Annotated in this window: 26 protein-coding genes; 8 read left to right on the top strand and 18 right to left on the bottom strand. The window is 58.0% G+C overall.

Annotated elements, in window-relative coordinates; translation table 11 throughout:
* Nucleotides 1-347: 347 nt before the first annotated feature.
* Entirely contained in the window at nucleotides 348-488 is a 141-nt protein-coding gene (gene yjjY, locus WFO70_RS13595; protein ID WP_001541509.1) for a protein YjjY, read from the bottom strand.
* Between the two features lie 95 nt (nucleotides 489-583).
* Between yjjY and arcA the strand changes: the two genes are divergently transcribed.
* Nucleotides 584-1300 (top strand): two-component system response regulator ArcA, encoded by a 717-nt coding sequence (gene arcA, locus WFO70_RS13590; RefSeq protein WP_032616427.1) that lies wholly within the window; start codon nucleotides 584-586, stop codon nucleotides 1298-1300.
* A 44-nt stretch (nucleotides 1301-1344) separates the two neighbouring features.
* On the opposite strand, the gene creD is transcribed toward arcA, so the two are convergent.
* Genes creD through creA form a run of 4 tightly spaced genes read right to left on the bottom strand, consistent with a single transcriptional unit; the run spans nucleotide 1345 to nucleotide 5351 of the window.
* Nucleotides 1345-2694: a cell envelope integrity protein CreD gene (gene creD, locus WFO70_RS13585; protein ID WP_337016841.1), complete on the bottom strand. Its 1350-nt coding sequence runs from the start codon at nucleotides 2692-2694 to the stop codon at nucleotides 1345-1347.
* Nucleotides 2695-2752: 58 nt separating this feature from the next.
* On the bottom strand, nucleotides 2753-4177 hold the full coding sequence (gene creC / locus WFO70_RS13580) for a two-component system sensor histidine kinase CreC (RefSeq protein ID WP_337016840.1): 1425 nt from the start codon (nucleotides 4175-4177) through the stop codon (nucleotides 2753-2755).
* Nucleotides 4177-4866, bottom strand: coding sequence for a two-component system response regulator CreB (gene creB, locus WFO70_RS13575; protein WP_337016839.1), 690 nt, complete (start codon nucleotides 4864-4866; stop codon nucleotides 4177-4179). The genes creC and creB overlap by 1 nt, the downstream gene beginning before the upstream one ends.
* A 14-nt stretch (nucleotides 4867-4880) precedes the next feature.
* Complete coding sequence (creA, locus tag WFO70_RS13570) at nucleotides 4881-5351, bottom strand: protein CreA (RefSeq protein ID WP_142488165.1); 471 nt, start codon at nucleotides 5349-5351, stop codon at nucleotides 4881-4883.
* 212 nt (nucleotides 5352-5563) lie between these two features.
* Here creA and robA point away from each other — a divergent pair, with 212 nt between their 5' ends.
* Nucleotides 5564-6433, top strand: coding sequence for an MDR efflux pump AcrAB transcriptional activator RobA (robA, locus tag WFO70_RS13565; RefSeq protein WP_337016838.1), 870 nt, complete (start codon nucleotides 5564-5566; stop codon nucleotides 6431-6433).
* Here the strand turns inward: robA and gpmB are convergent.
* Complete coding sequence (gene gpmB, locus WFO70_RS13560) at nucleotides 6430-7077, bottom strand: 2,3-diphosphoglycerate-dependent phosphoglycerate mutase GpmB (protein WP_337016837.1); 648 nt, start codon at nucleotides 7075-7077, stop codon at nucleotides 6430-6432. The genes robA and gpmB overlap by 4 nt on opposite strands.
* Before the next feature lie 49 nt (nucleotides 7078-7126).
* On the opposite strand from gpmB, the gene yjjX reads away from it, so the two are divergent.
* Nucleotides 7127-7642, top strand: a complete 516-nt coding sequence (yjjX, locus tag WFO70_RS13555) for an inosine/xanthosine triphosphatase (RefSeq protein WP_337016836.1) — start codon at nucleotides 7127-7129, stop codon at nucleotides 7640-7642.
* Nucleotides 7643-7698: 56 nt separating this feature from the next.
* Here the strand turns inward: yjjX and trpR are convergent, their stop codons facing one another.
* A complete protein-coding gene (gene trpR / locus WFO70_RS13550) occupies nucleotides 7699-8025 on the bottom strand; it encodes a trp operon repressor (RefSeq protein ID WP_337016835.1) in 327 nt (108 codons plus the stop codon).
* Between the two features lie 56 nt (nucleotides 8026-8081).
* The gene (gene sltY / locus WFO70_RS13545; RefSeq protein ID WP_337016834.1) at nucleotides 8082-10019 is read right to left on the bottom strand and encodes a murein transglycosylase; all 1938 of its coding nucleotides are present in this window, start codon (nucleotides 10017-10019) and stop codon (nucleotides 8082-8084) included.
* A gap of 220 nt (nucleotides 10020-10239) precedes the next feature.
* Between sltY and ettA the strand changes: the two genes are divergently transcribed.
* Entirely contained in the window at nucleotides 10240-11907 is a 1668-nt protein-coding gene (gene ettA / locus WFO70_RS13540; protein WP_337016833.1) for an energy-dependent translational throttle protein EttA, read from the top strand.
* 82 nt (nucleotides 11908-11989) lie between these two features.
* Here ettA and nadR read toward each other — a convergent pair whose 3' ends face one another.
* The 3 genes from nadR to serB are packed head-to-tail and all read right to left on the bottom strand — an operon-like array spanning nucleotide 11990 to nucleotide 15623.
* On the bottom strand, nucleotides 11990-13222 hold the full coding sequence (gene nadR, locus WFO70_RS13535; RefSeq protein ID WP_337016832.1) for a multifunctional transcriptional regulator/nicotinamide-nucleotide adenylyltransferase/ribosylnicotinamide kinase NadR: 1233 nt from the start codon (nucleotides 13220-13222) through the stop codon (nucleotides 11990-11992).
* A 35-nt stretch (nucleotides 13223-13257) separates the two neighbouring features.
* Nucleotides 13258-14643: a DNA repair protein RadA gene (gene radA / locus WFO70_RS13530; RefSeq protein ID WP_106994158.1), complete on the bottom strand. Its 1386-nt coding sequence runs from the start codon at nucleotides 14641-14643 to the stop codon at nucleotides 13258-13260.
* Nucleotides 14644-14654: 11 nt separating this feature from the next.
* A complete protein-coding gene (gene serB, locus WFO70_RS13525) occupies nucleotides 14655-15623 on the bottom strand; it encodes a phosphoserine phosphatase (RefSeq protein ID WP_337016831.1) in 969 nt (322 codons plus the stop codon).
* 121 nt (nucleotides 15624-15744) lie between these two features.
* Between serB and WFO70_RS13520 the strand changes: the two genes are divergently transcribed.
* Complete coding sequence (locus WFO70_RS13520; protein WP_337016830.1) at nucleotides 15745-16389, top strand: YtjB family periplasmic protein; 645 nt, start codon at nucleotides 15745-15747, stop codon at nucleotides 16387-16389.
* Nucleotides 16390-16428: 39 nt separating this feature from the next.
* Nucleotides 16429-17445 (top strand): lipoate--protein ligase LplA, encoded by a 1017-nt coding sequence (gene lplA / locus WFO70_RS13515; RefSeq protein WP_337016829.1) that lies wholly within the window; start codon nucleotides 16429-16431, stop codon nucleotides 17443-17445.
* Nucleotides 17446-17529: 84 nt separating this feature from the next.
* Here lplA and deoD read toward each other — a convergent pair whose 3' ends face one another.
* From deoD to deoC, 4 genes are all read right to left on the bottom strand, one after another.
* A complete protein-coding gene (deoD, locus tag WFO70_RS13510; RefSeq protein WP_010427122.1) occupies nucleotides 17530-18252 on the bottom strand; it encodes a purine-nucleoside phosphorylase in 723 nt (240 codons plus the stop codon).
* Nucleotides 18253-18356: 104 nt separating this feature from the next.
* On the bottom strand, nucleotides 18357-19580 hold the full coding sequence (gene deoB / locus WFO70_RS13505) for a phosphopentomutase (RefSeq protein WP_337016828.1): 1224 nt from the start codon (nucleotides 19578-19580) through the stop codon (nucleotides 18357-18359).
* Between the two features lie 51 nt (nucleotides 19581-19631).
* Nucleotides 19632-20954 carry a thymidine phosphorylase gene (deoA, locus tag WFO70_RS13500; protein WP_337016827.1) on the bottom strand — a complete coding sequence of 441 codons (1323 nt, stop codon included), beginning with the start codon at nucleotides 20952-20954 and terminating at the stop codon, nucleotides 19632-19634.
* 55 nt (nucleotides 20955-21009) lie between these two features.
* A complete protein-coding gene (deoC, locus tag WFO70_RS13495; protein ID WP_337016826.1) occupies nucleotides 21010-21789 on the bottom strand; it encodes a deoxyribose-phosphate aldolase in 780 nt (259 codons plus the stop codon).
* A gap of 261 nt (nucleotides 21790-22050) precedes the next feature.
* On the opposite strand from deoC, the gene WFO70_RS13490 reads away from it, so the two are divergent.
* Nucleotides 22051-23601, top strand: a complete 1551-nt coding sequence (locus tag WFO70_RS13490) for a YjjI family glycine radical enzyme (protein WP_337016825.1) — start codon at nucleotides 22051-22053, stop codon at nucleotides 23599-23601.
* Entirely contained in the window at nucleotides 23573-24433 is an 861-nt protein-coding gene (locus WFO70_RS13485; protein WP_337016824.1) for a YjjW family glycine radical enzyme activase, read from the top strand. Before WFO70_RS13490 ends, WFO70_RS13485 begins: the two co-directional genes overlap by 29 nt.
* Here WFO70_RS13485 and WFO70_RS13480 read toward each other — a convergent pair.
* The 3 genes from WFO70_RS13480 to WFO70_RS13470 form a co-directional block, all read right to left on the bottom strand.
* Nucleotides 24428-25210 (bottom strand): metal-dependent hydrolase, encoded by a 783-nt coding sequence (locus WFO70_RS13480; RefSeq protein WP_337016823.1) that lies wholly within the window; start codon nucleotides 25208-25210, stop codon nucleotides 24428-24430. The genes WFO70_RS13485 and WFO70_RS13480 overlap by 6 nt on opposite strands.
* The gene (locus tag WFO70_RS13475; protein ID WP_337016822.1) at nucleotides 25207-26268 is read right to left on the bottom strand and encodes a patatin-like phospholipase family protein; all 1062 of its coding nucleotides are present in this window, start codon (nucleotides 26266-26268) and stop codon (nucleotides 25207-25209) included. The genes WFO70_RS13480 and WFO70_RS13475 overlap by 4 nt, the downstream gene beginning before the upstream one ends.
* A gap of 148 nt (nucleotides 26269-26416) precedes the next feature.
* The gene (locus WFO70_RS13470; RefSeq protein WP_002887716.1) at nucleotides 26417-26578 is read right to left on the bottom strand and encodes a DUF1328 domain-containing protein; all 162 of its coding nucleotides are present in this window, start codon (nucleotides 26576-26578) and stop codon (nucleotides 26417-26419) included.
* Nucleotides 26579-26691 lie beyond the last annotated feature (113 nt).

Raw genomic sequence — 26691 nt, 5'->3', positions numbered from 1 at the left:
TATTACGCGACGCGAATTTACAAAATTGCAACACAAATCACCGAAATCGCGTTTCACTACAATTTAAAATCGCTAAACTATTTCATTAATGAACTTTATTCGGCAATGTTAAAGAATAGCACTTATCCTTATGTTTAATAATGATAATACTTTCCTGTGATGGGTGTTGACATTGGATTCGCCTTGTTTATTAATTAATGAACGCAACTGGTTGGTTTATTGAAAAAATGTGACAAAGGCTACCAATCCGCTACGATGATTTCATCAAACTGTTAACGTGCTACAATTGAATTTGATATATGTCAACGAAGCGTAGTTTTATTGGGTGTCCGGTGTCTCTTAACCTGTTATGTTGCTGTTAAAATGGTTAGGATGACAGCCGTTTTTGACACTGTCGGGTCCAGAGGGAAAGTACCCACGACCAAGCTAATGATGTTGTTGACGTTGATGGAAAGTGCATCAAGAACGCAATTACGTACTTTAGTCACGTTACGCCGGTCATGTTAATTTGTGGCATGTATCAGGCAGGTCAGGGACTTTTGTACTTCCTGTTTCGATTTAGTTGGCAATTTAGGTAGCAAACATGCAGACCCCGCACATTCTTATCGTTGAAGACGAGTTGGTAACACGCAACACGTTAAAGAGCATTTTCGAAGCAGAAGGCTACGATGTCTTTGAAGCGACCGATGGCGCAGAGATGCATCAGATCCTTTCTGAAAATGATATCAACCTGGTCATCATGGACATTAACCTGCCGGGTAAAAACGGCCTTCTGCTGGCACGCGAGCTGCGTGAGCAGGCGAACGTTGCGTTAATGTTCCTGACCGGCCGCGACAACGAAGTTGATAAAATTCTTGGCCTGGAAATCGGTGCGGATGACTACATCACCAAACCGTTTAACCCTCGCGAGTTAACCATTCGTGCACGCAACCTGCTGTCCCGTACCATGAACCTGGGCACGGTCAGCGAAGAGCGTCGTAGCGTTGACAGCTACAAATTCAACGGTTGGGAACTTGATATCAATAGCCGTTCCCTGGTGAGCCCACAGGGTGACCAGTATAAACTGCCGCGCAGTGAATTCCGCGCCATGCTGCACTTCTGCGAAAACCCGGGCAAGATCCAGTCCCGTGCAGAACTGCTGAAAAAAATGACCGGCCGCGAGCTGAAGCCGCACGACCGTACCGTTGACGTCACCATCCGCCGTATTCGTAAACACTTCGAATCCACGCCGGATACCCCGGAAATCATCGCCACCATCCATGGTGAAGGCTATCGTTTCTGCGGTGATTTGCAGGAGTAATCCCGCACTTCAGTCATAAAAAAACGGCGCTTTCGCGCCGTTATTTATTTCCACAACCGCATCGTCTCTTTATCCGCCTCCGCGGGTGGCTGCGGGCGTTTGGGCTGGGAGAGCGAATACCAGTCAAAGTGACGGGTAAGATACATTACCGCAAACAACGCCAGCGCCAGTACGGCCGAACCCAGCAGCAGTGCGCTGTCCTCCGATCGCAGCAGGAACCACATCACCACGTCCAGCCCCAGCAGCGCCAGTACAAAGATGCCGCTGCGCTTCCAGCTTTTCAGCACCGCCTGCAGGTACACCCCGTTCATGGCGGCCCCCACCAGGCTGGCAATAATCCAGGCGGGCGTAAAGCCAACATGTTCTGACATCGCCAGCAGCACCAGATAGAACAGCACCAGCGACAGCCCGACCAGCAGATACTGCATCGGGTGCAGGCGCAGCCCGGTTAAGGTCTCGAAGACAAAGAACGCCATAAAGGTCAGGGCAATCAGCAGAATGGCGTACTTAATCGCACGGTCCGTGAGCTGATACTGATCCGCAGGGGTGGCGACCGTTACGCTAAAGGCCGGGATCGCACGCCATTCAGGCACCTCGTTATCGTTGAACCAGCCGCCGAGGTTATTGGCGAACCAGCTGCTCTGCCAGTTCGCCTGGAAACCGGAATCGCTAATCTGATGTTTAACCGGCAGGTAGTTGCCCATAAAGCCCGGATGCGGCCAGTTGCTGTTGAGGGTCATGGCGCTGTTCCGCCCCACCGGCACCACCGCAAAGCTGCCGGTGCCGGTCAGGTTCAAAGACATCTCCAGCGGGAAGCTTTTAGCCTCCAGCGCTTTATTACTCAGCGGGATGTGAATGCCGGATAACGATCCGTAAACGCCCGCTCCGGGCTCAATGCTTAACGTCTCACCGTTGATTTTTGAAACGCTGACCGCGCCAATGCCTCGTGAATCGCCCACGCCAACCACGATAAAAGGTTGTCCCAGGGTCATGGTTTCCCCCTTAAGCTGATCCAGCTCCTCGAGCGTAAAGCGGGCATTGATTTTAAGCTCGGTGTTCCAGATCTGCCCGTCATAGATCCCGATGCTTCGCGTCTCAACGTGCTGATTGCCGTTGACCTGTAGCGACTCCGGCAGAATGAAGTGCATGTAGCGCTTCTTATATTCAACCTGCTTTCCATCCTCAGCCTTGAAATAAGTTTCCGTCACCGGAATGGCGACAAGCGGGCCCACCAGCTGCTGCGGGCCGCTGGTGCTCTGACGCAGCGTGTTTTCGACTTCGTTGCGATAGCTCTCGCGTTCCGAAATCAGATTACCCACCATAAACAGCGGGACGAGTAACAGCAGAATGCACCCTAACAGGGTGGTGACTTTCCAGAAAAGGGGGGATTTCATCGTAGCTCTCCTTTGTGATGAGGAGAGCCTAACTGCGCTATGTGGGGCCAGTTTGAAGTTATGTGAAGGGACGGTGAAGTGTTAACGTGGCCGTTACCCCGCCTGCGGGTCGATTGTGCAAATCAATGCTGCCCTGATGCAGACGCGCCACCTCCTGCACAAAGGCCAGACCAAGCCCGCTGCTTTTCAGCCCGTTCTCGCGCGGGAGGGAGTAAAAGCGTTCAAAAATCCGCCCCAGCGCGTAGTCCGGGATCCCGCTGCCGCTGTCAGTCACGGTGAGGTTGATCTGCTGATGATCTTCCGTGGCCGCAAGCTGGATTGCTCCACCCGGCGGGGTGAAATCGATGGCATTGTCCAGTAAATTGCCCAGCGCCTGCTCAAGCAGGTCGGGATCGCCCTCCACGCAGCACGCCGAGCCCTGACGGGTCAGGGTGATGTTTTTCGCTGCCAGCGTTGCCGCGCGCGCATCGGCAAGCCGCGTAAAAAGCGCGTCAAGGTTGACGCTTACCGGAACAATCTCCACCCGATTCTCAAGCCGCGCCTGGGCGAGAAGTTTTTCCACCAGCGACTGCATGCGCGCATTTTGCACCAGGATATTGTCGATAAACCGCGCGGCCACCTGGGGAGGCGGCTGTTCAGCCAGAATCTCCGCCGCGCCACGGATCGCGGCCAGGGGGCTTTTCAGCTCGTGGGTAAGCGCATGGACATAGCGCTCAATATAATTCTTCCCCTCAAGGCGAATACGCATATTCTCCAGCGCCTGCGCCAGCTTGCGCAGTTCGCTGCTACCCGGGTCGGGCAGCGGCAGCGGGGTATCGCTGGTGACCGAGTCAGCATAGCGCGACAGGGTGTGAATCGAACGGTTGATCCACCAGGCCACCGCCAGGCCAATCAGCAACGCAATGCCCAGCAGCGCCCCACCGGCCCACAGGATCCGCCGCTCGCTGCGCCTGATAACCGGTGCCATCGCGCTGTTGGGTTTGCCGACTGACAGCACGCCGATAATTTTGCCCCCGTCGACCACCGGCGCGGCCACGTACATCACCGTACTCTCGGGATCCTGCGGATTACCCGGGGTGCTGCGGGCACCATATTCTCCCCGCAGGGTCAGCCAGACGTCGTTCCAGCGCGAGTAATCCTGCCCTACGGCCAGCCCGGCGGAATCAAACACCACCCGGCCACGGGCATCGGTCATGTAGACGTGATACTCGTTGCGCACTTTGTGAATACCGCTGATGTTGGCGCGAAAGGGTCGCTGATGAAGCTGCGAAAAGGCCTGCGCCAGCTTGCCCTGCTGCGCATCTCCCGAGAGTAAATCGTCCCGCCCGACTTCAGCCAGCAGCGTGGCGGTGTCGATCAGGGTCCCTTCCGTGGCCCTGCGCACGCCGGGCTTTACCTCCTGGACAAAGATCGACAGCACAAACCACGCGGCGATGGCCACAATCAGGAAGTACCCCAGCAACAGCCGCATGCCGATGCGCATTAATACAATCCCAGACTGTAGCCCATACCCCGGTGGGTGCTGATAGGGGAAAGCTGATCATTTACCGCCCGCAGCTTGGCACGCAGGGTCTTGATATGGGTATCCACGGTGCGATCGAAGCTGTCGCCCTCCTCTCCCCAGACTTTATCCATCAGCTGCTGACGAGAATAGACCCGGCCCGGCGACTGCAGCAGCGTTTTGAGCAGCAGAAACTCGTAGCGCGTCAGCGGCAACGGCTCTCCGCACCAGCTGATGCGGGCGGCGGGTTCGTTCAGTTCAAACTGGCCGATACGGACGACCTCAGACGGCGCGGTAGATTTTTGCAGCCGCCGTAAGATGGTGCGCACCCGGGCGCACACTTCCCGGGGCGAGAAGGGTTTGGCGACGTAATCATCCGCCCCGATCTCCAGCCCAAGCAGCTTATCCACCTCATCGCTGCGGGCGGTCAGGAACAGCACCGGCAGCGCGGGATGCTGCGCCAGCAGCTGGCGGCACAGCTCAAAGCCGCTGATATCCGGCAGGCCGACATCCAGAATAGCGAGCGCCGGGATCTGCCGGCGTACCTCCTCCAGCACGGGCAGGCCGCGTTCGAAGGCCTTTACCGCAAATCCCTCCTGCTGAAGCATGTAGATCAGCGTCTCGGCGATACTGATTTCGTCTTCAACCAGCCAGACCACAGGTTGTTGCATGGGCTATCCCTGAATTAATGCCACGGCATAATCGGCACTGCGCTAAGGGCGTTTTTCGGTGACCCTTCCACGACCTTATCCGAGTAGGCCAGATAGGCCAGGGCGTTACGCTTCGCATCATAGAAACGCACGACCTGCAGTTTTTTGAACACCAGCGAGGTGCGTTTCTGGAACACCACTTCGCCCTGCGACTTGCCGTTTTTGATCTTATCGCTCAGCTCAACCGGCCCAACCTGCTGACAGGAGATCGCCGCGTCGGAGGTGTCTTCCGCCAGCCCCAGCCCGCCTTTAATCCCGCCTGTTTTGGCGCGACTGATATAACAGGTCACATTTTTCACATCGGGATCGTCAAAGGCTTCAACGACAATTTTATGGTCGGGCCCGAAAACCTTAAATACGGTATCAACGGAACCAATTTCTTCTGCCTGTGCGGCATGACCGGTTAATAACAGCAGCGTGGTGAGGATCAATGTCTTGTATTTCATATTGTTACCATATTTGAAAATTACATTGCGTCATTATTCAACAATCGCGAGAAAAAAGTAGCAAGATCACAGGATTAGAATATATTCCCCCAGAACAGGGGGTAAAGCGCATTTAAGCGCAAAAAAAACACTGAATGCTAAAACATCAAAAAATGCTATTATCCGCTAACCTGTTAGCAGGGTGTCTGCTGTATTAAGGATGAGGATAGTATATGGATCAGGCTGGAATTATTCGCGATCTTCTTACCTGGCTGGAAGGCCATCTGGACCAGCCTTTGTCACTCGATAATGTGGCGGCAAAAGCGGGATATTCTAAGTGGCACTTACAACGGATGTTCAAGGATGTCACCGGTCACGCCATCGGCGCTTATATCCGCGCGCGTCGACTGTCCAAATCCGCCGTGGCGCTGCGCCTGACTGCGCGTCCTATTCTGGACATCGCCTTACAGTATCGTTTTGATTCGCAGCAGACCTTTACCCGTGCGTTCAAAAAACAGTTCTCCCTGACCCCTGCACTCTATCGCCGCTCGCCGGACTGGAGCTCCTTCGGGATGCGTCCGCCGCTGCGTCTGGGCGAATTCGAGCTGCCGAAGCACGAGATGGTCACTCTGCCGGATACCCATTTGATTGGGACCACCCAAAGCTACTCCTGCTCGCTGGAGCAGATCTCCGAGGTCCGTCACCAGATGCGCGTCCAGTTCTGGCGGGATTTCCTCAGCCACGCACCGGCCATTCCGCCATTGCTGTATGGTCTGAACGAGACCCGGCCGAGTCTGGAAAAAGATGACGAACAGGAGGTCTTCTACACCACGGCGTTAACGCCTGAGATGGCCAACGGCTATATCCAGGGCTCGAAACCGGTGGTGGTGGAAGGCGGTGAATACGTGATGTTCACCTATGAAGGGCTGGGTACCGGCGTGCAGGACTTTATCATGACGGTCTACGGGACCTGCATGCCGATGCTGAACCTCAATCGCAGAAAGGGTCAGGATATTGAGCGTTACTATCCGTCAACGGATGTGAAGCCGGACGAACGCCCAATCGATTTGCGCTGCGAATACCTGATTCCGGTTCGCCGTTAACGCTGTAGCTCATCTAACGCAGGGGCATCGAGATGCGAGATATCCCCTGCCATCTCCACAATCCAGCCTGATGCCAGCCACGGACTCTGCTGATAGTCGATGCGGGAAAGCGAGCAGTTACGCAGACGCAGACGACGCTCGGCCCAGGCCGGCAGCCCCAGAATCGTACTGACCAGGCAGCCCAGCGCCATGCCGTGACTCACCAGCAGCGGTCGACTGCCCTCGGGCAGATCCAGACAGGCCGCCAGCGCCGCGTGCATACGCTCGCTCATCTCCTGCATTGATTCGCCCTGAGGTATACGGCCATCTTCAGAGCCGTTAACCAGCGTGCGGCGCCATGCCTCTTCCTCTTCGGTGAGGCTATCGATAAGACGCTTTTCCAGCACCCCCATATCAAGCTCGCGCAGACGGGCATCGACAGTGACATCGCAGCCGCAGGCCTGCGCGATAATCTCTGCTGTGCGTCGCGTGCGACCTAAATCGCTGGCGATGATGTGGGTAATGCCCAGCGTTCTGGCGCGTTCGCCTACCTGACGGGCCTGTTCTTCGCCCTTGGCAGTAAGTGGACTGTCTGACTGGCCTTGAATACGTCGCTCGGCGTTCCACTGCGTTTCACCGTGGCGAACAAGGTATACCTGTAACATGCTTTTTTTCCGTTATACTGCGATGATATTTTTAGAGTTAGGCTTAATTATGCACCAGGTTGTCTCTGCTACCACTAATCCTGCCAAAATTCAGGCAATTCTAAGAGCATTCGACGAGATCTTCGGCGAAGGATCCTGCCACATTACGCCCGTCAGCGTCGAGAGCGGCGTACCGGAACAGCCATTCGGCAGCGAGGAAACCCGCGCTGGCGCACGAAACCGCGTGGCTAACGCCAGAGTCGCCTGTCCTGATGCGGACTTTTGGGTGGCGATCGAAGCAGGCATCGACGAAGGGGCCACCTTTAGCTGGGTGGTTATCGAAAGCCGGGAACAGCGTGGCGAAGCACGCTCAGCCACCCTGCCGTTACCGGAGGTCATTCTGAACAAAGTACGTGACGGTGAAGCGCTCGGCCCGGTGATGTCGCAGTACACGGGTATCGATGAGATTGGGCGTAAAGAGGGGGCGATTGGGGTCTTTACCGCCGGAGCGCTGACGCGCTCAAGCGTTTATCATCAGGCGGTGATTCTGGCGTTAAGCCCGTTCCATAACGCGATTTACCGTTAATTGCCGGAGCATTGCCGGATGGCGGCTTCGCCTTATCCGGCCCAGGGTAAATCCGATCAGGCATTGTTCAGTAGCACCTGCTCCAGCCAGTGGCGCAGCTCAACCGGCGCCGATTTCAGGCTGTTCGATCCGCGGGTGATGGTGGCGATCCCCGCCCCCAGCTCGCTTTTCAGCTCGCGCTGGCTCATCTCGCCGCGCAGCAACTCCTCAATGATCCGCACCCGCGTACCCAGCGCCTCGCGCTCGTCGGGGGTAAGCATCAGCTGCAGCAGCGGCAGATGCAGATCCTGTTCATAAGACTGGCGAAGCAGCTCCACAAAACGAAGCCACTCCTGGTGACGTTGTTCGGCCATAGCCGATGAATAAGGGGAATGCTGGGTCATGTTATGCCGCCTGTTGTACTCTTAAACGAGTACAAGCATAACATAACCCACACCGATCAGTAACGTCGCTGCCACTCACTGTCGCTCATCAGGGCATCTTTCTGTCCCATGAAGTAGCGATAGTAAGCATCATATGCCAGCACGTTCTTCACATAGCCGCGGGTTTCCGAGAACGGAATGCTCTCGACAAAGGCCACCGCGTCGATGCGTCCGGCGCTGTTGCCAAGCCAGGTGCGTACCCGTCCCGGACCGGCGTTATAGGCCGCCGAGGCGAAGATGCGGTTATCGCCGAACTGATCGTAAACGCTCTGCAGATAGGTGGTGCCGATGTTGATGTTGGTCTCCGGATCCAGCAGCTGCGACGGACTGCTGTAGCCCGGGAGATTAAACTTCTTCACCGTATGGGCGGCGGTCGCAGGCATCACCTGCATCAGCCCGCTGGCCCCCACCGGCGAGCGCACTTTCGGGTTCCAGGCGCTCTCCTGACGGGCAATCGCCATTGCATAGCTCTGAGGAATGTCTTTCCCGCTGGTATAACGTTCGAAGAGATCGTTATAGGCCAGCGGGAAACGCTCTTCGAGATGATCCCACAGCTTGCCGGCGATCGTCGCCTGCACGCTCAGATCCCACCAGCGGTTATCGAAGGCATAGCGCGCCAGCTGGGCTTTCTCGTCGACGGTGCGGCTGGTGACCAGATTCGCCCATTCGCTGCGGGCGGTGTTATCCATATTCCAGTACATCAGCTCGCGCACCCGCGCCATCTCCGGTCCATTCACCAGCGCCGCATTAACGCCGGACGGCGCTTTATCGATCCTGAAGCTGTACTCTTCGCCGAGCCGCTGGGCCGCCGCCATCGGATAGAAACCACGCTGCTGCATCAGGGCACGCAGGATCGATTTCGCCTCGTCGTCGCGCCCCCGCTCCAGCAGGAGATCGGCCTGCCAGTAGCGCCACTCGTCTTTCTCTTTGGCCTCCATCGGCAGCCGCGCCAGCCAGGTGTTCAGGCCACGGCGATCGCCGTTACCCAGCGCCATCCGCACGCGTCGCTCCACCAGCGAGGTGGACTGGGAGCGCATAATCGCATCATCGCGCCAGCGCGCCTGTTCATCGGTGAGGTCGTTGCCCATCAGCCGCCACGCCACGATATCGCGTAGCTCCTGGATCTGATCCTCATTCAGCTGCTGCGCCTGGGCCAGGGTGGGGATCATCAGCCGGGCGTTTTCCACGTCGTCCCGCGCCACGCTGGTAAAGGCCACCGCCGCCATCTGACGGGTAAAATCGGTGGAGCCGGTGTTACGGGCAAAGTCCATTACCGTCTTCGGATCGTTTGCCAGCTGGATCAGGGCGCTGGAGATGGTCTGGTACTCCGGCGGCATCTGGCCGGCGAGGGTGGTCACCAGACGGGTGTTGCCCGCTTTCATCGCCAGACGGATCCGTTCGAGGTAAGCCAGCGGATCCTGCTTGCCGGAAGCGCGCCAGGCGCCGAACAGCGAGTCGCAGGCGTTCGGCTGGCTTTTACCGGTGAGCCACAGCTCTTTAGCGCCATTCCAGGCCTCTTCCTGCTGACCCGTCGCCCACTTCGCATAGTAGTAGTTACACTGCGCTTCGGTAGTGCCCGGCTTCTCGGGGCTGAAGGCCAGCAGGCCGCGCCAGTCTTCACGACGCGCCAGCTCGTTCACAAAGCGCGACTGCAACGTGCGCGCGGGCGGCAGCGTCGGGTTGGCCTGAATAAAGTTTTTGACGGTGATCGTCGGCTGGTTCATCAGATCGTCGGTCAGCTGCCGGTATTCCAGATAGGGGTACAGCGGATACGCTTTCAACGTCGGCATCAGGGCCTGCACCGTCTCCATCTGTCGCTGATCCCACGCCTGCTTGATCTGGGCATAGCGGTTACGTTGTTCATCCAGTGAATCGGCTCGCGCCACGCTGCTGATGGTCAGCACGCATACGCTGGCAGCAAGCATTCGCCAGGCCACCTGTTTGGCTTTTACCACACGCTCGTCCTCTGTTAATCGTCATTAAATGCAGCATCGTGCCGCGCAAAAGCGTAATTAACTTATGCTAACCAGGCATCCCTTAACGCGCCACGTTACGGACACATTTTTACCTTTCTTGCGCGCTTTAACACTCCCGCAGTCGATAGCTGGGATTAGAGAGGGAAAAAGGCTACACTTCGCCACTATTCTCATTACGATAAAAGAGGCGAAGTCCAACGTGGCTCAATTCGTTTATACCATGCATCGTGTCGGCAAAGTGGTTCCGCCGAAACGTCATATTCTCAAAAATATCTCGCTGAGCTTCTTCCCGGGCGCAAAAATCGGTGTTCTGGGTCTCAACGGTGCCGGTAAGTCCACCTTGCTGCGCATCATGGCGGGCATCGATACAGACATCGAAGGTGAAGCCCGTCCACAGCCTGGCCTCAAAATCGGTTACCTGCCGCAGGAACCGAAGCTGAACCCGGAGCACACCGTGCGTGAATCCGTCGAAGAAGCCGTGGCCGAAGTGGTTAACGCGCTGAAAGGTCTGGATGAGGTGTACGCGAAGTACGCCGAGCCGGATGCGGACTTCGATAAGCTCGCGGCTCAGCAGGGCAAGTTTGAAGAGATCATCCAGGCACATGACGGTCACAACCTGAACGTACAGCTGGAGCGCGCGGCCGATGCCCTGCGTCTGCCAGACTGGGATGCCAAAATTGAAAAACTGTCCGGTGGTGAACGCCGCCGCGTCGCGCTGTGCCGTCTGCTGCTGGAAAAACCAGACATGCTGCTGCTCGACGAACCGACTAACCACCTGGATGCGGAATCCGTCGCCTGGCTGGAACGCTTCCTGCACGACTTCGAAGGCACCGTGGTGGCGATCACCCACGACCGTTACTTCCTCGATAACGTTGCGGGCTGGATCCTCGAGCTGGACCGCGGTGAAGGCATTCCGTGGGAAGGTAACTACTCCTCCTGGCTGGAGCAGAAAGATCAGCGTCTGGCGCAGGAAGCTTCTCAGGAAGCCGCTCGTCGCAAGTCGATTGAGAAAGAGCTGGAGTGGGTTCGTCAGGGCGCGAAAGGCCGTCAGTCTAAGGGCAAGGCCCGTCTGGCACGCTTTGAAGAGCTGAACAACACCGAATACCAGAAACGTAACGAAACCAACGAACTGTTCATTCCACCTGGAGCCCGTCTGGGTGACAAAGTGGTTGAAGTGAGCAACCTGCGTAAATCCTACGGCGACCGCGTGCTGATCGACGATCTGAGCTTCTCAGTACCGAAAGGCGCGATCGTGGGCATCATCGGTCCGAACGGTGCGGGTAAATCGACCCTGTTCCGCATGATGTCCGGTCAGGAATCCCCTGACAGCGGCACCATCACCCTGGGTGATACCGTGAAGCTGGCCTCCGTTGACCAGTTCCGTGACGCGATGGATGACAGCAAAACCGTGTGGGAAGAAGTCTCCGGCGGGCAGGATATCATGCGTATCGGCAACACCGAGATGCCAAGCCGTGCCTACGTGGGCCGCTTCAACTTCAAAGGTGTTGATCAGGGTAAACGCGTGGGCGAGCTGTCCGGCGGTGAGCGTGGTCGTCTGCACCTGGCGAAACTGCTGCAGGTTGGCGGTAACGTTCTGCTGCTCGATGAACCCACCAACGACCTCGACATCGAAACCCTGCGTGCGCTGGAAAACGCCATGCTGGAGTTCCCGGGCTGCGCGATGGTTATCTCGCACGACCGTTGGTTCCTCGACCGTATCGCGACCCACATTCTGGATTATCAGGATGAAGGGAAAGTGGAGTTCTTCGAAGGTAACTTCACCGAATACGAAGAGTACAAGAAACGCACCCTGGGCGCCGACGCGCTGGAGCCGAAGCGTATCAAGTACAAGCGTATCTCGAAATAAAACGCAAAACGGCAACCAACAGGTTGCCGTTTTTTTATATTTGTACCCTCTCCCCGTGGGCTGAGGGCCAGGGTGAGGGGACCTATCCCTTCTCCCCCATCATCTCTTTCACCAGCTCCACGCAGCGCAGGAATCGGGCATCATAATCCGCCTCTTCCACATGCACAAAATCGATATTGTTCGCCTGAAGCATCTCTACCAGCATGGTCTGGAACTCTTTACGGTCCACCGAGCTGCCCAGGCTGCGCATCCCATCGGCCACCCACGGGGTGTTGTTCTCCAGCAGGATCACCAGGTCAAAGCGGTATTCGTCGATCAGCGCCTGCACAAACGGATGCTCGCGCCCTTCGTACTTTTTACAGAACGCCTGAGTGGTAACGAAATCGGTATCGACAAAGGCCACTTTGTTGGCATATTTCACGGCAAAATCAATGTACTGGGCATGCCCGAGCGCAATTTTGTCGTAGTCGGAATACTGGAGCGCCATCTCATCCCCGCCGAGGTGCGAGAAGACATAGTCCCGGCCATACTCCCAGGCGCTGGTGGTGTTGAAGATGTTCGCCAGCTTGTTCACCAGCGTGGATTTGCCGCTGGACTCCCCGCCGAGGATCGCCACGGTGCGCACAAAGAACGGCTTCACTTCCGTCGGAATGTACTCCCAGTAGCGGAATGGGTTTTCACGGATCTGCGCCCCGCTGATGTTCATAAAGGTGCGTTTAGGATCGATCAGCACCGTTTCGGTGCCCAGATGCTGGGGATACTGCGAGGCATCGGACTCTTCAGAGGTGTAGATAAAGTTAGGCTGGATGCCCTTCTCTTCCATAAAGGCTTTTATGCCGTTGCTCCACACGTCCCAGCCGTGGGGATAAGGCTCCATGCCCTCTTCGTTGAAGGCATGGATACGGATATTTTTCTGATACTTAAAGGTCTGCAGCAGCCAGCGCAGGCGATCGGAAACGGTCGGCTGCTGGGACATGGCGCTGGCTTCGAACAGCTCGCGGTCGCGCGTGTCATCGTAGCCCATGATGATATGCAGTTCGTCCACCTGGCTACAGGCGCGCTGGATCAGGTAGACATGGCCGGTGTGCAGCGGATAAAACTTGCCGAACACCACACCGATGTTCTTCTGCATCCGCGGAAATTCGAGCCCCAGAAAGCGATGCAGCGCTTCCAGCTTTTGCGCGCTGGGGCTTTTGATTTTGGCATTCAGCAGCTGACTTAAATAGCCCTTGGTCATACCGCTGGCTTCCGCCACCTGCTGCAGAGTGCAGCCCTTCTGGCGGATAGCGGTCTTGATATAGTCAAATGACGACATAAATTACGGTGCCTCCTGCAACAACGAATAAGTAATTATAAGTCGTCAAAAACACTTAGCGCATCAGAGAGTTTTTTAACGGGAAAGACCGTCATCCCTTCCGGCAGCTTTTTCGGCACGTTGGCGGCGGGCACAATCGCCCGGCGGAAGCCGTGTTTTGCCGCCTCGGAGATCCGCTCCTGGCCGCTCGGCACCGGACGGATCTCTCCCGCCAGCCCGACTTCGCCAAACACCACCAGATCCTGGGGCAACGGTCGGTCGCGCAGGCTGGAGACCATCGCCAACAACAGCGCGAGGTCGGCGCTGGTTTCGGTCACTTTTACCCCACCGACCACGTTGACGAAGACGTCCTGATCCGCCATCTGCAGGCCGCCGTGACGGTGCAGCACCGCCAGCAAAATCGCCAGACGGTTTTGTTCCAGACCCACCGCCACGCGACGCGGGTTACCCATCATCGAATGATCGACCAGCGCCTGGATCTCCACCAGCAGCGGGCGTGTCCCTTCCCAGACCACCATCACCGAACTGCCGGAGGTGACTTCATCACCGCGGCTCAGGAAGATGGCCGACGGGTTACTGACTTCACGCAGCCCCTGCTCGGTCATGGCAAACACGCCCAGCTCATTCACCGCTCCAAAGCGGTTTTTATGGCTGCGCAGGGTACGGAAACGGGTATCGGCATCGCCATCCAGCATTACGGAGCAGTCGATACAGTGCTCGAGGACCTTCGGACCGGCCAGGGCACCGTCTTTGGTGACGTGACCGACCATGATGATCGCCACGCCGCGGGTTTTGGCGAAGCGCGTCAGGTAGGCTGCGGTCTCACGCACCTGGGCCACGCTGCCCGGCGACGACTGCACGTCGGCCATGTGCATCACCTGGATGGAGTCGATCACCATCAGCTTCGGCTGCTCTTCTTCAGCAATCATGCAGATCTGCTCGATGCTGGTTTCAGAGAGCATATTCAGATCCTGGGTCGGCAATGCCAGGCGGTGCGCGCGCATCGCCACCTGCTGCAGGGACTCTTCCCCGGTGACGTACAGGGTCTTCATCTGGGACGCGAGTTTGCACAGGGTTTGCAGCAGCAGGGTGGATTTCCCGGCACCCGGGCTCCCGCCAATCAGAATGGCGCTCCCCGGGACCACGCCGCCGCCCAGCACCCGGTCGAACTCTTTAAACCCGGTGGAGAAGCGCGGCAGGGCTTCAAGGCTGATGTCGGAGAGCTTCTGGACTTTCGATACGCCCGCGTTGCCTGCGTAACCGCTCAGACGCTCGTTACGGGCTACGGTAGGTGAAGCGGCAACTCCGCGCACTTCGGTGATGGTGTTCCAGGCATGACAGGCGCTGCACTGCCCCTGCCAGCGCGGATAATCCGCACCACATTCATTACAGACAAATGCGCGTTTTGGAGCTTTCGCCACGTTTTACCTCTTTATTTCTGATTCACGCTGCCGGAGAGAATGCAGAACACCCCCATCAGGTCAGCATGACGGATAATGACTTCCGTCTTTTCATTCACGGTCGGTTTGGCATGGTAAGCAATGCCAAGCCCGGCCACTTTAATCATCGGCAGATCGTTCGCGCCGTCGCCAATCGCCACCGTCTGGGCAACCGGGATATCATACTTTTCCGCCAGTCGCGTCAGGGTGCTGGCCTTAAACTGGGCATCGACGATCTGGCCAACCACGTTGCCGGTCAGCTTCCCGTCTCGGATCTCCAGTTCGTTGGCAACCACCGCATCCAGGCGCAGCTTGTCGCGCAGATACTCGGCAAAGAAGGTAAAGCCGCCGGAGGCGATAGCCACTTTCCAGCCCAGGGTTTCCAGCTTCAGCACCAGCTGCACCAGCCCCGGCATCAACGGCAGCGTTTCACGCACCTGCATAAGGATATTGGCGTCGGCATCCTTCAGGGTCGCCACGCGCTGTTTCAGGCTGGCGGTGAAGTCCAGCTCGCCGCGCATGGCGCGCTCGGTCACTTCGGCCACCATCTCGCCGGTACCGGCCAGTTTGGCGATCTCGTCGATGCACTCGATCTGAATGGCGGTGGAGTCCATGTCCATCACCAGCAGCCCCGGGGTTTTCAGGTGCGGGATTTTACCGAGCGGAGCCACATCCAGCCCGGCGTCGTGCGCCAGACGGGTAGCGCGCTGGGTCAGGGAACCGGCCAGGCGGATGACCTGATAATCTTCCACGCACCAGGCGGCGACGATCACCATCGCGGCACCCAGCTTGCTCTGATACTGAGTTAACTGCTGTTTATCCAGGCCGCGTCCATACAGCAGCCAGCCGCTACGGCCAGCATGGTAATCCAGTGGCATTACCTCATCGCCACTTAATGAGAGCGGCAATCCTGGCCAGAGAGAGACATCATTGGGCAGGTCGCACCAGGTAATGTTTGGCATTAAAGCTCCTGTAAAATCGTTCGCGCCGGGAATCATCCAGGGGGGGAAAATAACGCATGAGGCTACCTTGTAACCATCACTTCTGGCAACATTAACCCCGAAAATTTTCAGCAGGTGGAATATGGCTCGTGCAAAACTGAAATTCCGGCTTCATCGTGCCGTGATTGTCCTCTCCTGTCTGGCCCTGTTAGTGGCGCTGATGCAGGGCGCATCCTGGTTCAGCCAGAATCATCAACGACAGCGTAACCCGCAGCTTGAAGAGCTGGCGCACACCCTGGCGCGTCAGGTCTCGCTCAATGTCGCCCCTCTGATGCGTACCGAATCGCCGGATGAAAAGCGCATTGCGCAGGTGCTGCGTCTGCTGACCGACGAGAGCCGCATTCTCGATGCCAGCGTCTATGACAACGAGGGCGCGCTCATCGCCCGGGCCGGCGAGCATGTGGAGGTGCGCGACAGGCTGGCGCTGGATGGTAAAAAAGCCGGCGGCTATTTTAATCAGCAGCTGGTGGAGCCGATTCAGGGCAAAAACGGGCCGCTCGGCTATCTGCGTCTGACCCTCGACACCCATACTCTGGCCACCGAGGCGAAGCAGGTGGATAACACCACTAACATCCTGCGCCTGATGCTGCTCCTGTCGCTGGCGATTGGCGTGGTCCTGACCCGCACGCTGCTCCAGGGCAAACGCACCCGCTGGCAGCAGTCGCCATTCCTGCTCACCGCCAGCAAGTCGGTACCGGAAGAGGAAGAGAGCGAGAAGAAGGAATAGTGGTAAAGTAGCCGGACGATTCAGAAAAGGAACTTTGCCATGACGACCTTACGCCTGCTTATCTCTGACTCTTACGATCCCTGGTTTAATCTCGCGGTAGAAGAGTGCATCTTCCGTCAGATGCCCGCCACGCAGCGGGTGCTGTTCCTGTGGCGCAACGCCGATACGGTGGTCATTGGCCGGGCGCAAAATCCGTGGAAAGAGTGCAACACCCGACGTATGGAAGAGGACAACGTGCGTCTGGCGCGTCGCAGCAGCGGCGGTGGCGCAGTGTTCCACGACCTCGGCAATACCTGCTTTACCTTTATGGCGGGGAAACCGGAGTACGATAAAACCATCTCCACGTCGATTGTCCTCAACGCGCTCAATTCGCTCGGCGTGACGGCTGAAGCCTCCGGACGTAACGATCTGGTGGTCAAAACGCCGGACGGGGATCGCAAAGTGTCCGGCTCTGCCTATCGCGAAACGATGGACCGTGGTTTCCACCACGGCACCCTGCTGCTGAACGCCGATCTCAGCCGCCTGGCGAACTACCTGAATCCCGACAAGAAAAAGCTACAGGCCAAAGGGATTACCTCCGTGCGCGGCCGGGTAGCGAATCTGGTCGAACTGCTGCCGGGGATCACTCACGAGCAGATCTGTGAGGCCGTACGCGAGGCGTTTTTTGCCCATTACGGCGAGCGCGTGGAAGCGGAAGTGATCTCCCCGGACAAGACCCCGGATCTGCCAAACTTCGCCGAGACCTTTGCCCGCCAGAGCAGCTGGGAGTGGAACTTCGGTCAGGCCCCTGCCTTCTCGCACCTGCTGGATGAGCGTTTTACCTGGGGCGGCGTGGAGCTGCACTTCGACGTGGAGAAAGGCCATATCACCCGCACGCAGGTCTTTACCGATAGTCTGAATCCGGCACCGCTGGAAGCACTCGCGGCACGCTTACAGGGCTGTTTGTACCGGGCGGACAGGCTGCAGCAGGAATGCGACGCACTGACTGGCGATTTTCCGGAGCAGGAAAAGGAGTTGCGGGAGCTGTCGGCGTGGATTGCGCGGGCGGTGCGGTAGTAAAAAGCCCGCTGGCGCTACGCTTAGCGGGCCTGGAAAACCGTAGGCCGGGTCAGGCGAAGCCGCCACCCGGCACAACAGCTCTTACTCTTTATCGCCCAGCAGAACGGATTCCAGCGCGATTTTGATCATGTCGTTGAAGGTGGTCTGACGCTCAGCGGCAGTGGTCTGCTCGTGAGTACGGATATGGTCAGACACGGTGCAGATGGTCAGCGCTTTTGCACCAAACTCAGCCGCTACGCCGTAGATGCCTGCCGCTTCCATTTCCACGCCCAGGATGCCGTATTTCTCCATCACGTCGAACATCTCGCCGCCGTCCGGCGCATAGAACAGATCCGCAGAGAAGATGTTGCCCACGCGTGCTTCAACGCCCAGCGCTTTGGCCGCGTCAACCGCGTCACGCACCATGCCGAAGTCAGCAATGGCCGCGAAGTCGTGATCTTTAAAACGCATGCGGTTCACTTTGGAATCGGTGCAGGCACCCATACCAATCACGATGTCACGCAGTTTCACGTCCATACGCACGGCACCACAGGAGCCCACGCGGATGATTTTCTTCACGCCGAAGTCGGTGATCAGCTCTTTGGTGTAGATGGAGCAGGATGGGATACCCATGCCGTGACCCATGACGGAGATTTTGCGGCCTTTGTAGGTACCGGTGAAGCCCAGCATGCCGCGCACGTTGTTCACTTCACGCACGTCTTCGAGGAAGGTTTCTGCAATGTGCTTCGCGCGCAGCGGGTCGCCCGGCATCAATACGACGTCAGCGAAATCACCCATCTCTGCATTAATATGAGGAGTTGCCATCTTCAGTTCCTTTTCATTTGAATTTTTTTGCCCGGTGGCGCTTCGCTTACCGGGCCTACGGTTTTGTAGGCCGGGTAAGGCGCAGCCGCCACCCGGCAATGACCTCAGAACATGGCCTTGCCATATTCCATGTCAGACGTACCAAAGTATTTCGCGATGGTCTGGCCGATATCCGCGAAGGTTTCACGGTGGCCCAGCGAACCTGGTTTGACTTTCGGGCCGTACACCAGCACCGGAATGTGCTCACGGGTGTGGTCGGTACCGGTCCAGGTTGGGTCGCAGCCGTGGTCCGCGGTCAGGATCAGAATGTCATCTTCCCCCACCAGCTCCATCAGCTCCGGCAGACGGCGGTCAAACAGTTCCAGACCGGCCGCATAGCCCGCGACGTCGCGACGGTGGCCCCAGGAGGAGTCGAAGTCTACGAAGTTGGTGAAGACGATGGTGTTGTCGCCCGCGTCTTTCATCTCTTTGACGGTAGCGTCGAACAGCGCGTCCAGACCGGTGGCTTTCACTTTTTTGGTGATGCCGCAGTTGGCGTAGATATCCGCGATTTTACCCACGGAAACCACCTGGCCCTTTTTCTCATCAACCAGTTTTTGCAGCACGGTCGGTGCTGGTGGCTCAACGGCCAGGTCGTGACGGTTGCCGGTACGCTGGAAGTTACCCGCCTTGTCGCCAACAAACGGACGCGCAATCACGCGGCCAATGTTGTAGCCGCCTTCGGTCAGCTCTTCACGGGCGATTTCACACAGCTCGTACAGGCGATCCAGACCAAAGGTCTCTTCGTGACAGGCGATCTGGAACACGGAGTCCGCCGAGGTGTAGAAGATCGGCTTGCCGGTTTTCATGTGCTCTTCGCCGAGCTGATCCAGAATCACGGTACCGGAAGAGTGGCAGTTACCGAGGTAGCCCGGCAGGTTGCCGCGTTCTACCAGCTTATCCAGCAGCTCCTGCGGGAAGCTATTTTCGTGGTCAGAGAAGTAGCCCCAGTCGAACAGAACCGGCACACCGGCGATCTCCCAGTGCCCTGACGGGGTGTCTTTCCCGGAAGAGAGCTCGTGCGCCCAGGCGTAGGCACCCACCACTTCCGCATTGCCATCCATACCTGCGGCGACGTTGCCGGTAGAGCCTTCGTGGGCTTTTACCAGACCCAGACGCGTCAGGTTTGGCAGATTCAGCGGGCCCTGACGGCCAGTGTTCGCTTCGCCTTTTGCACAGGCTTCTGCGATGTGACCCATGGTGTCTGCACCGGTGTCACCAAAACGATCTGCGTCTTCTGTAGCGCCGATGCCGAATGAGTCCAGCACCATAATAAATGCACGTTTCATATGTTCTCCGTACTCAGTGCTTCGTAAAAAAGCGATCAGATCAGTATACCGCTATTCGGTAATGCGACGATAGACGGTCGGTGTGCTTTCTGGCGCTTTATCTGCCAGGGTGATGGCGGCCTTCACGGCTTTCGCCGCATCCTGCCAGCTGTTTTCATCTTTGGCGTGGATCACCGCCAGCGGACGTTGACCGTCAACGCTGTCGCCCAGACGGGCCATTTCGGTGAAGCCGACGCTGTAATCGATGGTGTCGGATGCCTGACGACGACCGCCGCCCATCGACACTACCGCCATACCCAGCGCGCGGGTGTCCATTGCGGAAACGAAACCTTCGGTATCTGCATAAACGGCTTTGCTGAGCATCGCGGTAGGCAGGTATTTCGCGTAGTTTTCCACGAAATCGGTCGGGCCTTTCTGGGCAGCAACCATGCGGCCAAAGATCTCGGCCGCTTTGCCGTTATCCAGCACTGCCTGCAGTTTAGTACGGGCTTCAGCGTCATCTTTCGCCAGATTACCGGAGATCAGCATCTCAACGCACAGCGCCATGGTCACGTCGAACAGGCGCGGGTTACGGTATTCGCCGGTCAGGAACTGCACCGCTTCGCGCACTTCAACCGCGTTACCGGCGCTGGAGGCCAGCACCTGGTTCATATCGGTGAGCAGCGCGGTGGTGCGCACGCCTGCGCCGTTGGAGACGCCAACGATCGCTTCGGCCAGCGCAGCAGAGAGTTCATAGGTCGGCATAAAGGCGCCGCTGCCCACTTTGACATCCATCACCAGCGCATCCAGACCTTCGGCCAGTTTTTTGGCGAGGATCGAGGCGGTAATCAGCGGGATGGAGTCGACGGTCGCGGTAATGTCACGCGTGGCGTAAAAACGCTTATCCGCCGGGGCAAGGGAGCTGGTCTGGCCGATAATCGCCACACCAACGTCCTTAATAATGTCGCGGAAGCGGTTGTCATCCGGGAAGATATCGAAGCCCGGAATGGCTTCCAGTTTGTCGAGCGTGCCGCCGGTATGGCCCAGGCCGCGCCCGGAGATCATCGGGATGTAACCGCCGCAGGCTGCCACCATCGGGCCCAGCATCAGGGAGGTCACGTCACCCACGCCGCCGGTGGAGTGTTTATCCACAATCGGGCCGTTGAGGTTAAGGCTCTTCCAGTCCAGAACGGTTCCTGAATCCCGCATCGCCATGGTCAGCGACACGCGCTCCGGCATCGCCATATCGTGGAAGAAAATGGTCATCGCCAGGGCCGCAATCTGCCCTTCAGAGATGGTATTGTCGCGAATGCCGTTGATAAAGAAACGGATCTCTTCGTCGCTTAAAGCATGACCATCACGTTTTTTACGAATAATTTCTTGTGCGAGAAACACGGTAACCTCCCGAAAGTAGGCCGGGTAAGCGTAGCGCCACCCGGCAATTCAAATCTTAGTAGCTGCTTGCGCTCTTACCATCGCCGTGACCCAGCGCTTTCAGCAGGCTGGCCAGCAGGCTGGATGCGCCAAAGCGGTAGTGACGGGAGTCGGCCCAGTCGGCCCCGAACAGCTCGTCGGCAATCGCCAGGAACTGCTGCGCGTCTTCAGCGGTACGCACGCCGCCTGCCGGTTTGAAGCCCACGGTTTTTTCCACGCCCATATCGCGGATCACTTCCATCATGATGCGTGCGCTTTCCGGGGTCGCGTTGACCGGCACTTTACCGGTAGAGGTTTTAATGAAATCAGCACCCGCTTTGATAGAGATTTCAGAGGCTTTACGAATCAGCGCCTCTTCTTTCAGCTCGCCGGTTTCGATGATCACTTTCAGCAGCACGTTTGCCGCGGCGCAGGCCTCTTTACAGGCTCTCACCAGATCGAAACCGACCTGCTCGTTACCAGCGATCAGCGCGCGGTACGGGAAGACCACGTCCACTTCGTCAGCACCGTAAGCGATAGCGGCGCGGGTCTCTGCCAGCGCGATTTCGATGTCGTCGTTACCGTGCGGGAAGTTGGTGACGGTGGCGATGCGCACGTCCGGCGTACCCTGCTCTTTCAGGGTTTTACGCGCAATCGGAATGAAACGCGGATAGATACAGACAGCCGCGGTGTTGCCCACTGCGGTTTTCGCCTGATGACACAGGGCGATCACTTTCTCGTTGGTGTCGTCGTCATTCAGGGTGGTCAGATCCATCAGTTTCAGGGCGCGCAGGCTGCTTGCGGTTAAATCGGTCATAACATTCTCCCGGCGTATAGCCGTAAAATTTTACCTTGCGGGTCTGTGAGTATTCTAACATCCACCCGCATTCTCACTTCGACATTCATCACAGTTAATGAAATACGCGTACAAATTTGCATAACCGTAATGAGATCCACTTCAAATAATTTAGCTGCAACTGCGGATTAAAGCGTCAGGCACACGCGCGGGATCAAAGGCGGCGGACGGGACTCTTTCTACAATCCTTCCCCATCACTGCAGAACAATAAGGAAGCGACCATGTCCCCCTCCAGCCCCGATGCCCTGCAACAACGTTGCCAGCAAATTGTGACAAGCCCGGTGTTAAGCCCCGAACAAAAACGCCACTTTCTGGCGCTGGAGGCGGAAAACAACCTGCCCTACCCGACCCTGGCCCCCGAAGCACGCCAGGCGCTGGAGGCGGGTTTTATCTGCGATATGTTTGAGGGCCATGCACCCTACAAACCGCGCTATGTGTTACCCGACTATGCGTTGTTCCTGAAACAGGGCTCGGCATGGCTGGAACTGGAAGGGGCGCAGGATCTGGACGATGCCCTGTCGCTGTTAACCATCCTTTACCACCATGTTCCGTCCGTGACCGGCATGCCGGTGTTCCTCGGCCATCTCGATACGCTGCTGCAGCCGTATGTTAGAATTCTAACACAAGAAGAAATCGATATTCGAATAAAACGTTTCTGGCGCTATCTCGATCGCACCCTGCCGGATGCCTTCGTTCATGCAAATATTGGCCCAGCCGATGGTCCGGTGACGCGCGCTATTTTACGCGCGGATGCCGAGCTGAAGCAGGTTTCACCCAATCTGACCTTTATTTATGACCCGGCGATCACCCCGGACGATTTGCTGCTGGAGGTGGCCAGCAACATCTGTGAATGCAGCAAGCCGCATATCGCCAACGGGCCGGAAAATGATAAAATTTTCACAAAAAATGGTTTTGGCGTCGTCAGCTGTTACAACTCCCTGCCGCTGGCGGGCGGGGGCAGCACCCTGGTGCGCCTCAACCTGAAAGCCATCGCCGAACAGAGCGATACGCTGGACGCGTTCTTCACCCGCACGCTGCCGCACTACTGTCAGCAGCAGATCGCCATCATCGATGCCCGCTGCGACGTCCTCTACCAGCAATCCGGTTTCTTTGAGAATAGCTTCCTGGTGAAAGAAGGGCTGATCGATCCCGACCGTTTTGTGCCGATGTTCGGTATGTATGGCCTGGCCGAAGCGGTGAACGTGCTGTGCGAGAAAGCCGGGATTAAGGGGCGTTACGGTAAGAATCCGCAGGCTAATGCGCTGGGGTACCGCATCAGCGAACAGTTAGCGGCCTTTGTGGAAAACACCCCGGTCAGACATGGCTGGAAGCAGCGCGCCCTGCTGCATGCCCAGTCGGGGATCAGCTCTGACGTCGGCACCACGCCGGGGGCGCGCCTGCCCTATGGCGATGAGCCCGACCCCATCAGTCATCTGCTGGCGGTGGCACCGCATCACCGGCACTATCACGCCGGGATCAGCGACATCCTGACCCTGGATGAAACCATCAAGCGCAATCCGCAGGCGGTGGTGGAGCTTTGCCTGGGCGCCTTCCGCGCCGGAATGCGCGAGTTCAGCGCCAATGTCGCGGGTAACGATCTGGTCCGCGTCACCGGCTATATGGTGCGGCTTTCCGATCTGGAGAAATACCGCGCCGAAGGCTCACGCACCAATACCACCTGGCTGGGTGAAGAGGCCGCCCGCAACACCCGCATCCTGGAGCGCCAGCCGCGCGTGATAAGCCATGAACAACAGATGCGCTTTAGTCAGTAAGGTTATCCCCTTCTCCTGCGTCGACGGGCCGGGCAGTCGCCTGGCCCTGTTTCTGCAGGGCTGTAACCTGCGCTGTAAAACCTGCCATAACCCGTGGACGATAGGCCGGTGCAACGACTGCGCCGCCTGCGTGCCGCACTGCCCGCATGAGGCGCTGAACATTCAGGCCGGACGGGTATGGTGGGATGACGCGCATTGCCAGCAGTGCGATACCTGTCTGCAGCTGTGCCCCCAGCAGGCGACACCGATGGCGCTGCGTTTCAGCGTGGAGGAGGTGATGGCCGAGGTCCGCAAGGTGTCGCCCTTTATCTCCGGCATCACCGTCAGCGGCGGGGAAGCCACCACCCAATTGCCGTTCCTGGTGGCGCTGTTTTCAGCCCTGAAAGCCGATCCGCAGCTGCAGCAGTTGTCATGTCTGGTGGACAGCAACGGCCTGTTAAGCGAGACCGGCTGGCAAAAACTGCTGCCGGTGTTTGACGGAGCGATGCTGGATCTCAAGGCCTGGGACCCTGCCCACCACCGCTACCTGACCGGACGCGACAACGCCCTCATCAAGCACAGCATCCGCTGGCTGGCCGCCCACAACCGGCTGAGCGAGCTGCGTCTGCTGGTGATCCCGGATCGCTGTGACTATCTGACGCACCGCCGGGAGCTGGTGGCTTTTATTCGCCGCTTAGGGGATGTGCCGGTCAGGATCAACGCCTTTCACGCGCACGGCGTCTATGGCGAAGCCCGGCACTGGCAGAGCGCTACGCAGGAGGATGTCGAACCGCTGGCGGAGGTGCTGGAGCGGGAGCGGATCAGGGTGATCCGCCCGGCACTCTACTTATAGCGGCAGGTCGAACAGCGTGCGGGTGTTGTGCAGCAGCGCGTCGGCGATCTCATCCGCTGGCTCGTCACGCAGTTCACACAACGTAGCAAATACCCGCGCCGCCTGCTCCGGGCGGTTCGGCTGGCCCTGATAACCGTTGAGCGGCATATCGGGGGCGTCCGTTTCCAGCAGCAGGGCGGAGAGCGGTAGCTGCGCCATCACATCCCGGGTTTTGCTGGCCCGGGGATAGGTAATAGTGCCCCCGACGCCGATTTTATAGCCCATCTCCACAAAGCGCTGCGCCTGTTGCAGGCTGCCGGCAAAACCGTGTACCACCCCGGTCCGGGGCAGATCCTGACGCTTGAGGTGCATCGCCAGTTTGTCGTGGGTGCGCCGGGAGTGGAGGATCACCGGCAGATCGTAGCGTTTCGCCAGCCTGAGCTGCGCGTCGAGGATCGCCTCCTGACGATCGAAGTGCGGATCCTCGCGATAGAGATCGAGGCCGATCTCCCCCACCGCCACCAGCCTCTCTGGCCGCGTCGCGAGCGCCGCTTCGAGCTGGTCCAGGTGCGCATCCTGATGGGATTCGATCACAATCGGATGCAGCCCCAGGGCCATATAGAGCGCAGGATAGCGCGCCCCGAGGCGCAGGACGCGATCGATGCTTGCCACATCAATGGCTGGCACAATAATCCCTATCACCCCGGCCTCGGCGGCACGCTGGATGCTGGCGGGTTCATCGTCGGTAAAAGGGGGGAAATCAAAGTGGCAATGGGTATCGATAAAGCGGTAAGTCACGCCAGATCCTCGTTATCAAACAGGGTGTCATTGGCCTCAGGGGCCATCACCAGCGGCGTAGGGACCACATCGTTGGCCACGCTTGCCGGAGGCACCACCGTCGTGGTCGGAACGATGATCCGACGCAGCGGCGGCTGCGCGGCCAGCAGTTTGCCCACCGTAGCCAGGAAATAACGCCCGCACAGGCGTCCGGTTTTGTAGTCGTCCCGCAGGGCGGGCACGCGGCTGCCCAGCGCCATGCTGTTGAGCGGGCGCGGGGGATAGATTTCAAAGATCCTGAGCTTGCCCGGCGGCTTCTCGATAAAACGCTGGATAGTGTGGTAGCTGGCCTCGTGATGGGAAACCAGATTCAGCATTGGCTGCAGGCTGCTGTCGCCCAGCCAGCGCTCCATCCGCTTAAACCATTGCGGCGTATAGTACATCTGTGACGGCACGGTGCGGATCACCACGATGGTCTGGGCCCCGCGTCGGGCCGCCTCCTGCACCGGGATCGCGTCGCTGACCCCGCCGTCGAGATAGGCGATGCCGTCCAGTGCCGCACCGGTGCGGTAGAAGCCGGGGATGGCACTGGTGGCGCGCAGGATATCCAGCCAGTTCTCCTTTTGCGGGGAGAAATAGCTGGCCGAGTAGTCGTCGCCGCGACAGGCGCACATCCAGAAAGCTTTTCCGGTATCGAACAGCCGCGAAGCGTTGTCCATTGCCAGCGGCATTTTGCTGGCAGTGGCATCCAGTAGCCAGTCAAGATCGATCAGATTACCGCCGCGCACAAAGCGCAGCGGATCGAAGAAGTCGCGGGAGGTGGTGTAACGCATAATCACTTTGCGGGCGTAACCCGGCTGATTACAGACGTAGGCCGAGAGATTCTGCGCCCCGGCGGAGGTGCCGAAATAGAGATCGAACGGATTAAACTGCGCGCGCATAAATTCGTCCAGCACGCCAGCCGTGAAGATCCCTCGCTGTCCGCCGCCCTCACACACCAGGGCAATCTGACCTGGTCGAAAAGGTTTCAGCGCCAGCGGCGCAATGTTGCCGAGCGTTACCGGAATTCGCTGCCCCACCTCTGCTTTCCTGTTTTTTTATTTATTCTGTTACTACACAGTAGCGTACACCGGGTGTTTTACTCAAATCGGATGCGGGCAAACGTCAGGCATAAAAAAAGGCTCATGCAGAGCATGAGCCTTTTTCGTCACGTACTCATAACCTGAGCTATGGACGACGGCGTCCGGTGAACAGGCTAACCAGGAACAGGATAATACCGACGACGAAGACAATTTTCGCCGCGCCCGCCGCGGTACCCGCCAGACCACCAAAACCCAGAGCGGCGGCAATTAACGCGATAACCAGAAAAATGATGCCCCAACGAAACATAAGACTCTCCTTAACCATAGTTAATGTCGACCGCATGGTGAGCGCTCAGGTTGCTCACGGCGATATCTAAGGTGTAATTCTTATCTCGCCTTCTGGCCTCAGCCAGAAGGACG

The organism is Leclercia sp. AS011 (assembly GCF_037152535.1).
Lineage (GTDB): Bacteria > Pseudomonadota > Gammaproteobacteria > Enterobacterales > Enterobacteriaceae > Enterobacter.
The sequence above is the reverse complement of the archived record's forward strand: the minus strand, read 5'-3'. Positions and strand labels throughout refer to the sequence as shown.

Excerpts from the sequence above, each read along its gene's own strand:
- arcA (WP_032616427.1), top strand. The coding sequence starts at position 584 with ATGCAGACCCCGCACATTCTTATCGTTGAAGACGAGTTGGTAACACGC.
- creC (WP_337016840.1), bottom strand. The coding sequence starts at position 4,177 with ATGCGCATCGGCATGCGGCTGTTGCTGGGGTACTTCCTGATTGTGGCC.
- trpR (WP_337016835.1), bottom strand. The coding sequence starts at position 8,025 with ATGACCCAGCATTCCCCTTATTCATCGGCTATGGCCGAACAACGTCAC.
- WFO70_RS13520 (WP_337016830.1), top strand. The coding sequence starts at position 15,745 with ATGGCTCGTGCAAAACTGAAATTCCGGCTTCATCGTGCCGTGATTGTC.
- creD (WP_337016841.1), bottom strand. The coding sequence starts at position 2,694 with ATGAAATCCCCCCTTTTCTGGAAAGTCACCACCCTGTTAGGGTGCATT.
- WFO70_RS13490 (WP_337016825.1), top strand. The coding sequence starts at position 22,051 with ATGTCCCCCTCCAGCCCCGATGCCCTGCAACAACGTTGCCAGCAAATT.
- deoC (WP_337016826.1), bottom strand. The coding sequence starts at position 21,789 with ATGACCGATTTAACCGCAAGCAGCCTGCGCGCCCTGAAACTGATGGAT.
- deoB (WP_337016828.1), bottom strand. The coding sequence starts at position 19,580 with ATGAAACGTGCATTTATTATGGTGCTGGACTCATTCGGCATCGGCGCT.
- yjjX (WP_337016836.1), top strand. The coding sequence starts at position 7,127 with ATGCACCAGGTTGTCTCTGCTACCACTAATCCTGCCAAAATTCAGGCA.
- deoD (WP_010427122.1), bottom strand. The coding sequence starts at position 18,252 with ATGGCAACTCCTCATATTAATGCAGAGATGGGTGATTTCGCTGACGTC.
- lplA (WP_337016829.1), top strand. The coding sequence starts at position 16,429 with ATGACGACCTTACGCCTGCTTATCTCTGACTCTTACGATCCCTGGTTT.
- creB (WP_337016839.1), bottom strand. The coding sequence starts at position 4,866 with ATGCAACAACCTGTGGTCTGGCTGGTTGAAGACGAAATCAGTATCGCC.
- robA (WP_337016838.1), top strand. The coding sequence starts at position 5,564 with ATGGATCAGGCTGGAATTATTCGCGATCTTCTTACCTGGCTGGAAGGC.
- serB (WP_337016831.1), bottom strand. The coding sequence starts at position 15,623 with ATGCCAAACATTACCTGGTGCGACCTGCCCAATGATGTCTCTCTCTGG.
- WFO70_RS13470 (WP_002887716.1), bottom strand. The coding sequence starts at position 26,578 with ATGTTTCGTTGGGGCATCATTTTTCTGGTTATCGCGTTAATTGCCGCC.
- creA (WP_142488165.1), bottom strand. The coding sequence starts at position 5,351 with ATGAAATACAAGACATTGATCCTCACCACGCTGCTGTTATTAACCGGT.
- nadR (WP_337016832.1), bottom strand. The coding sequence starts at position 13,222 with ATGTCGTCATTTGACTATATCAAGACCGCTATCCGCCAGAAGGGCTGC.
- WFO70_RS13485 (WP_337016824.1), top strand. The coding sequence starts at position 23,573 with ATGAACAACAGATGCGCTTTAGTCAGTAAGGTTATCCCCTTCTCCTGC.
- gpmB (WP_337016837.1), bottom strand. The coding sequence starts at position 7,077 with ATGTTACAGGTATACCTTGTTCGCCACGGTGAAACGCAGTGGAACGCC.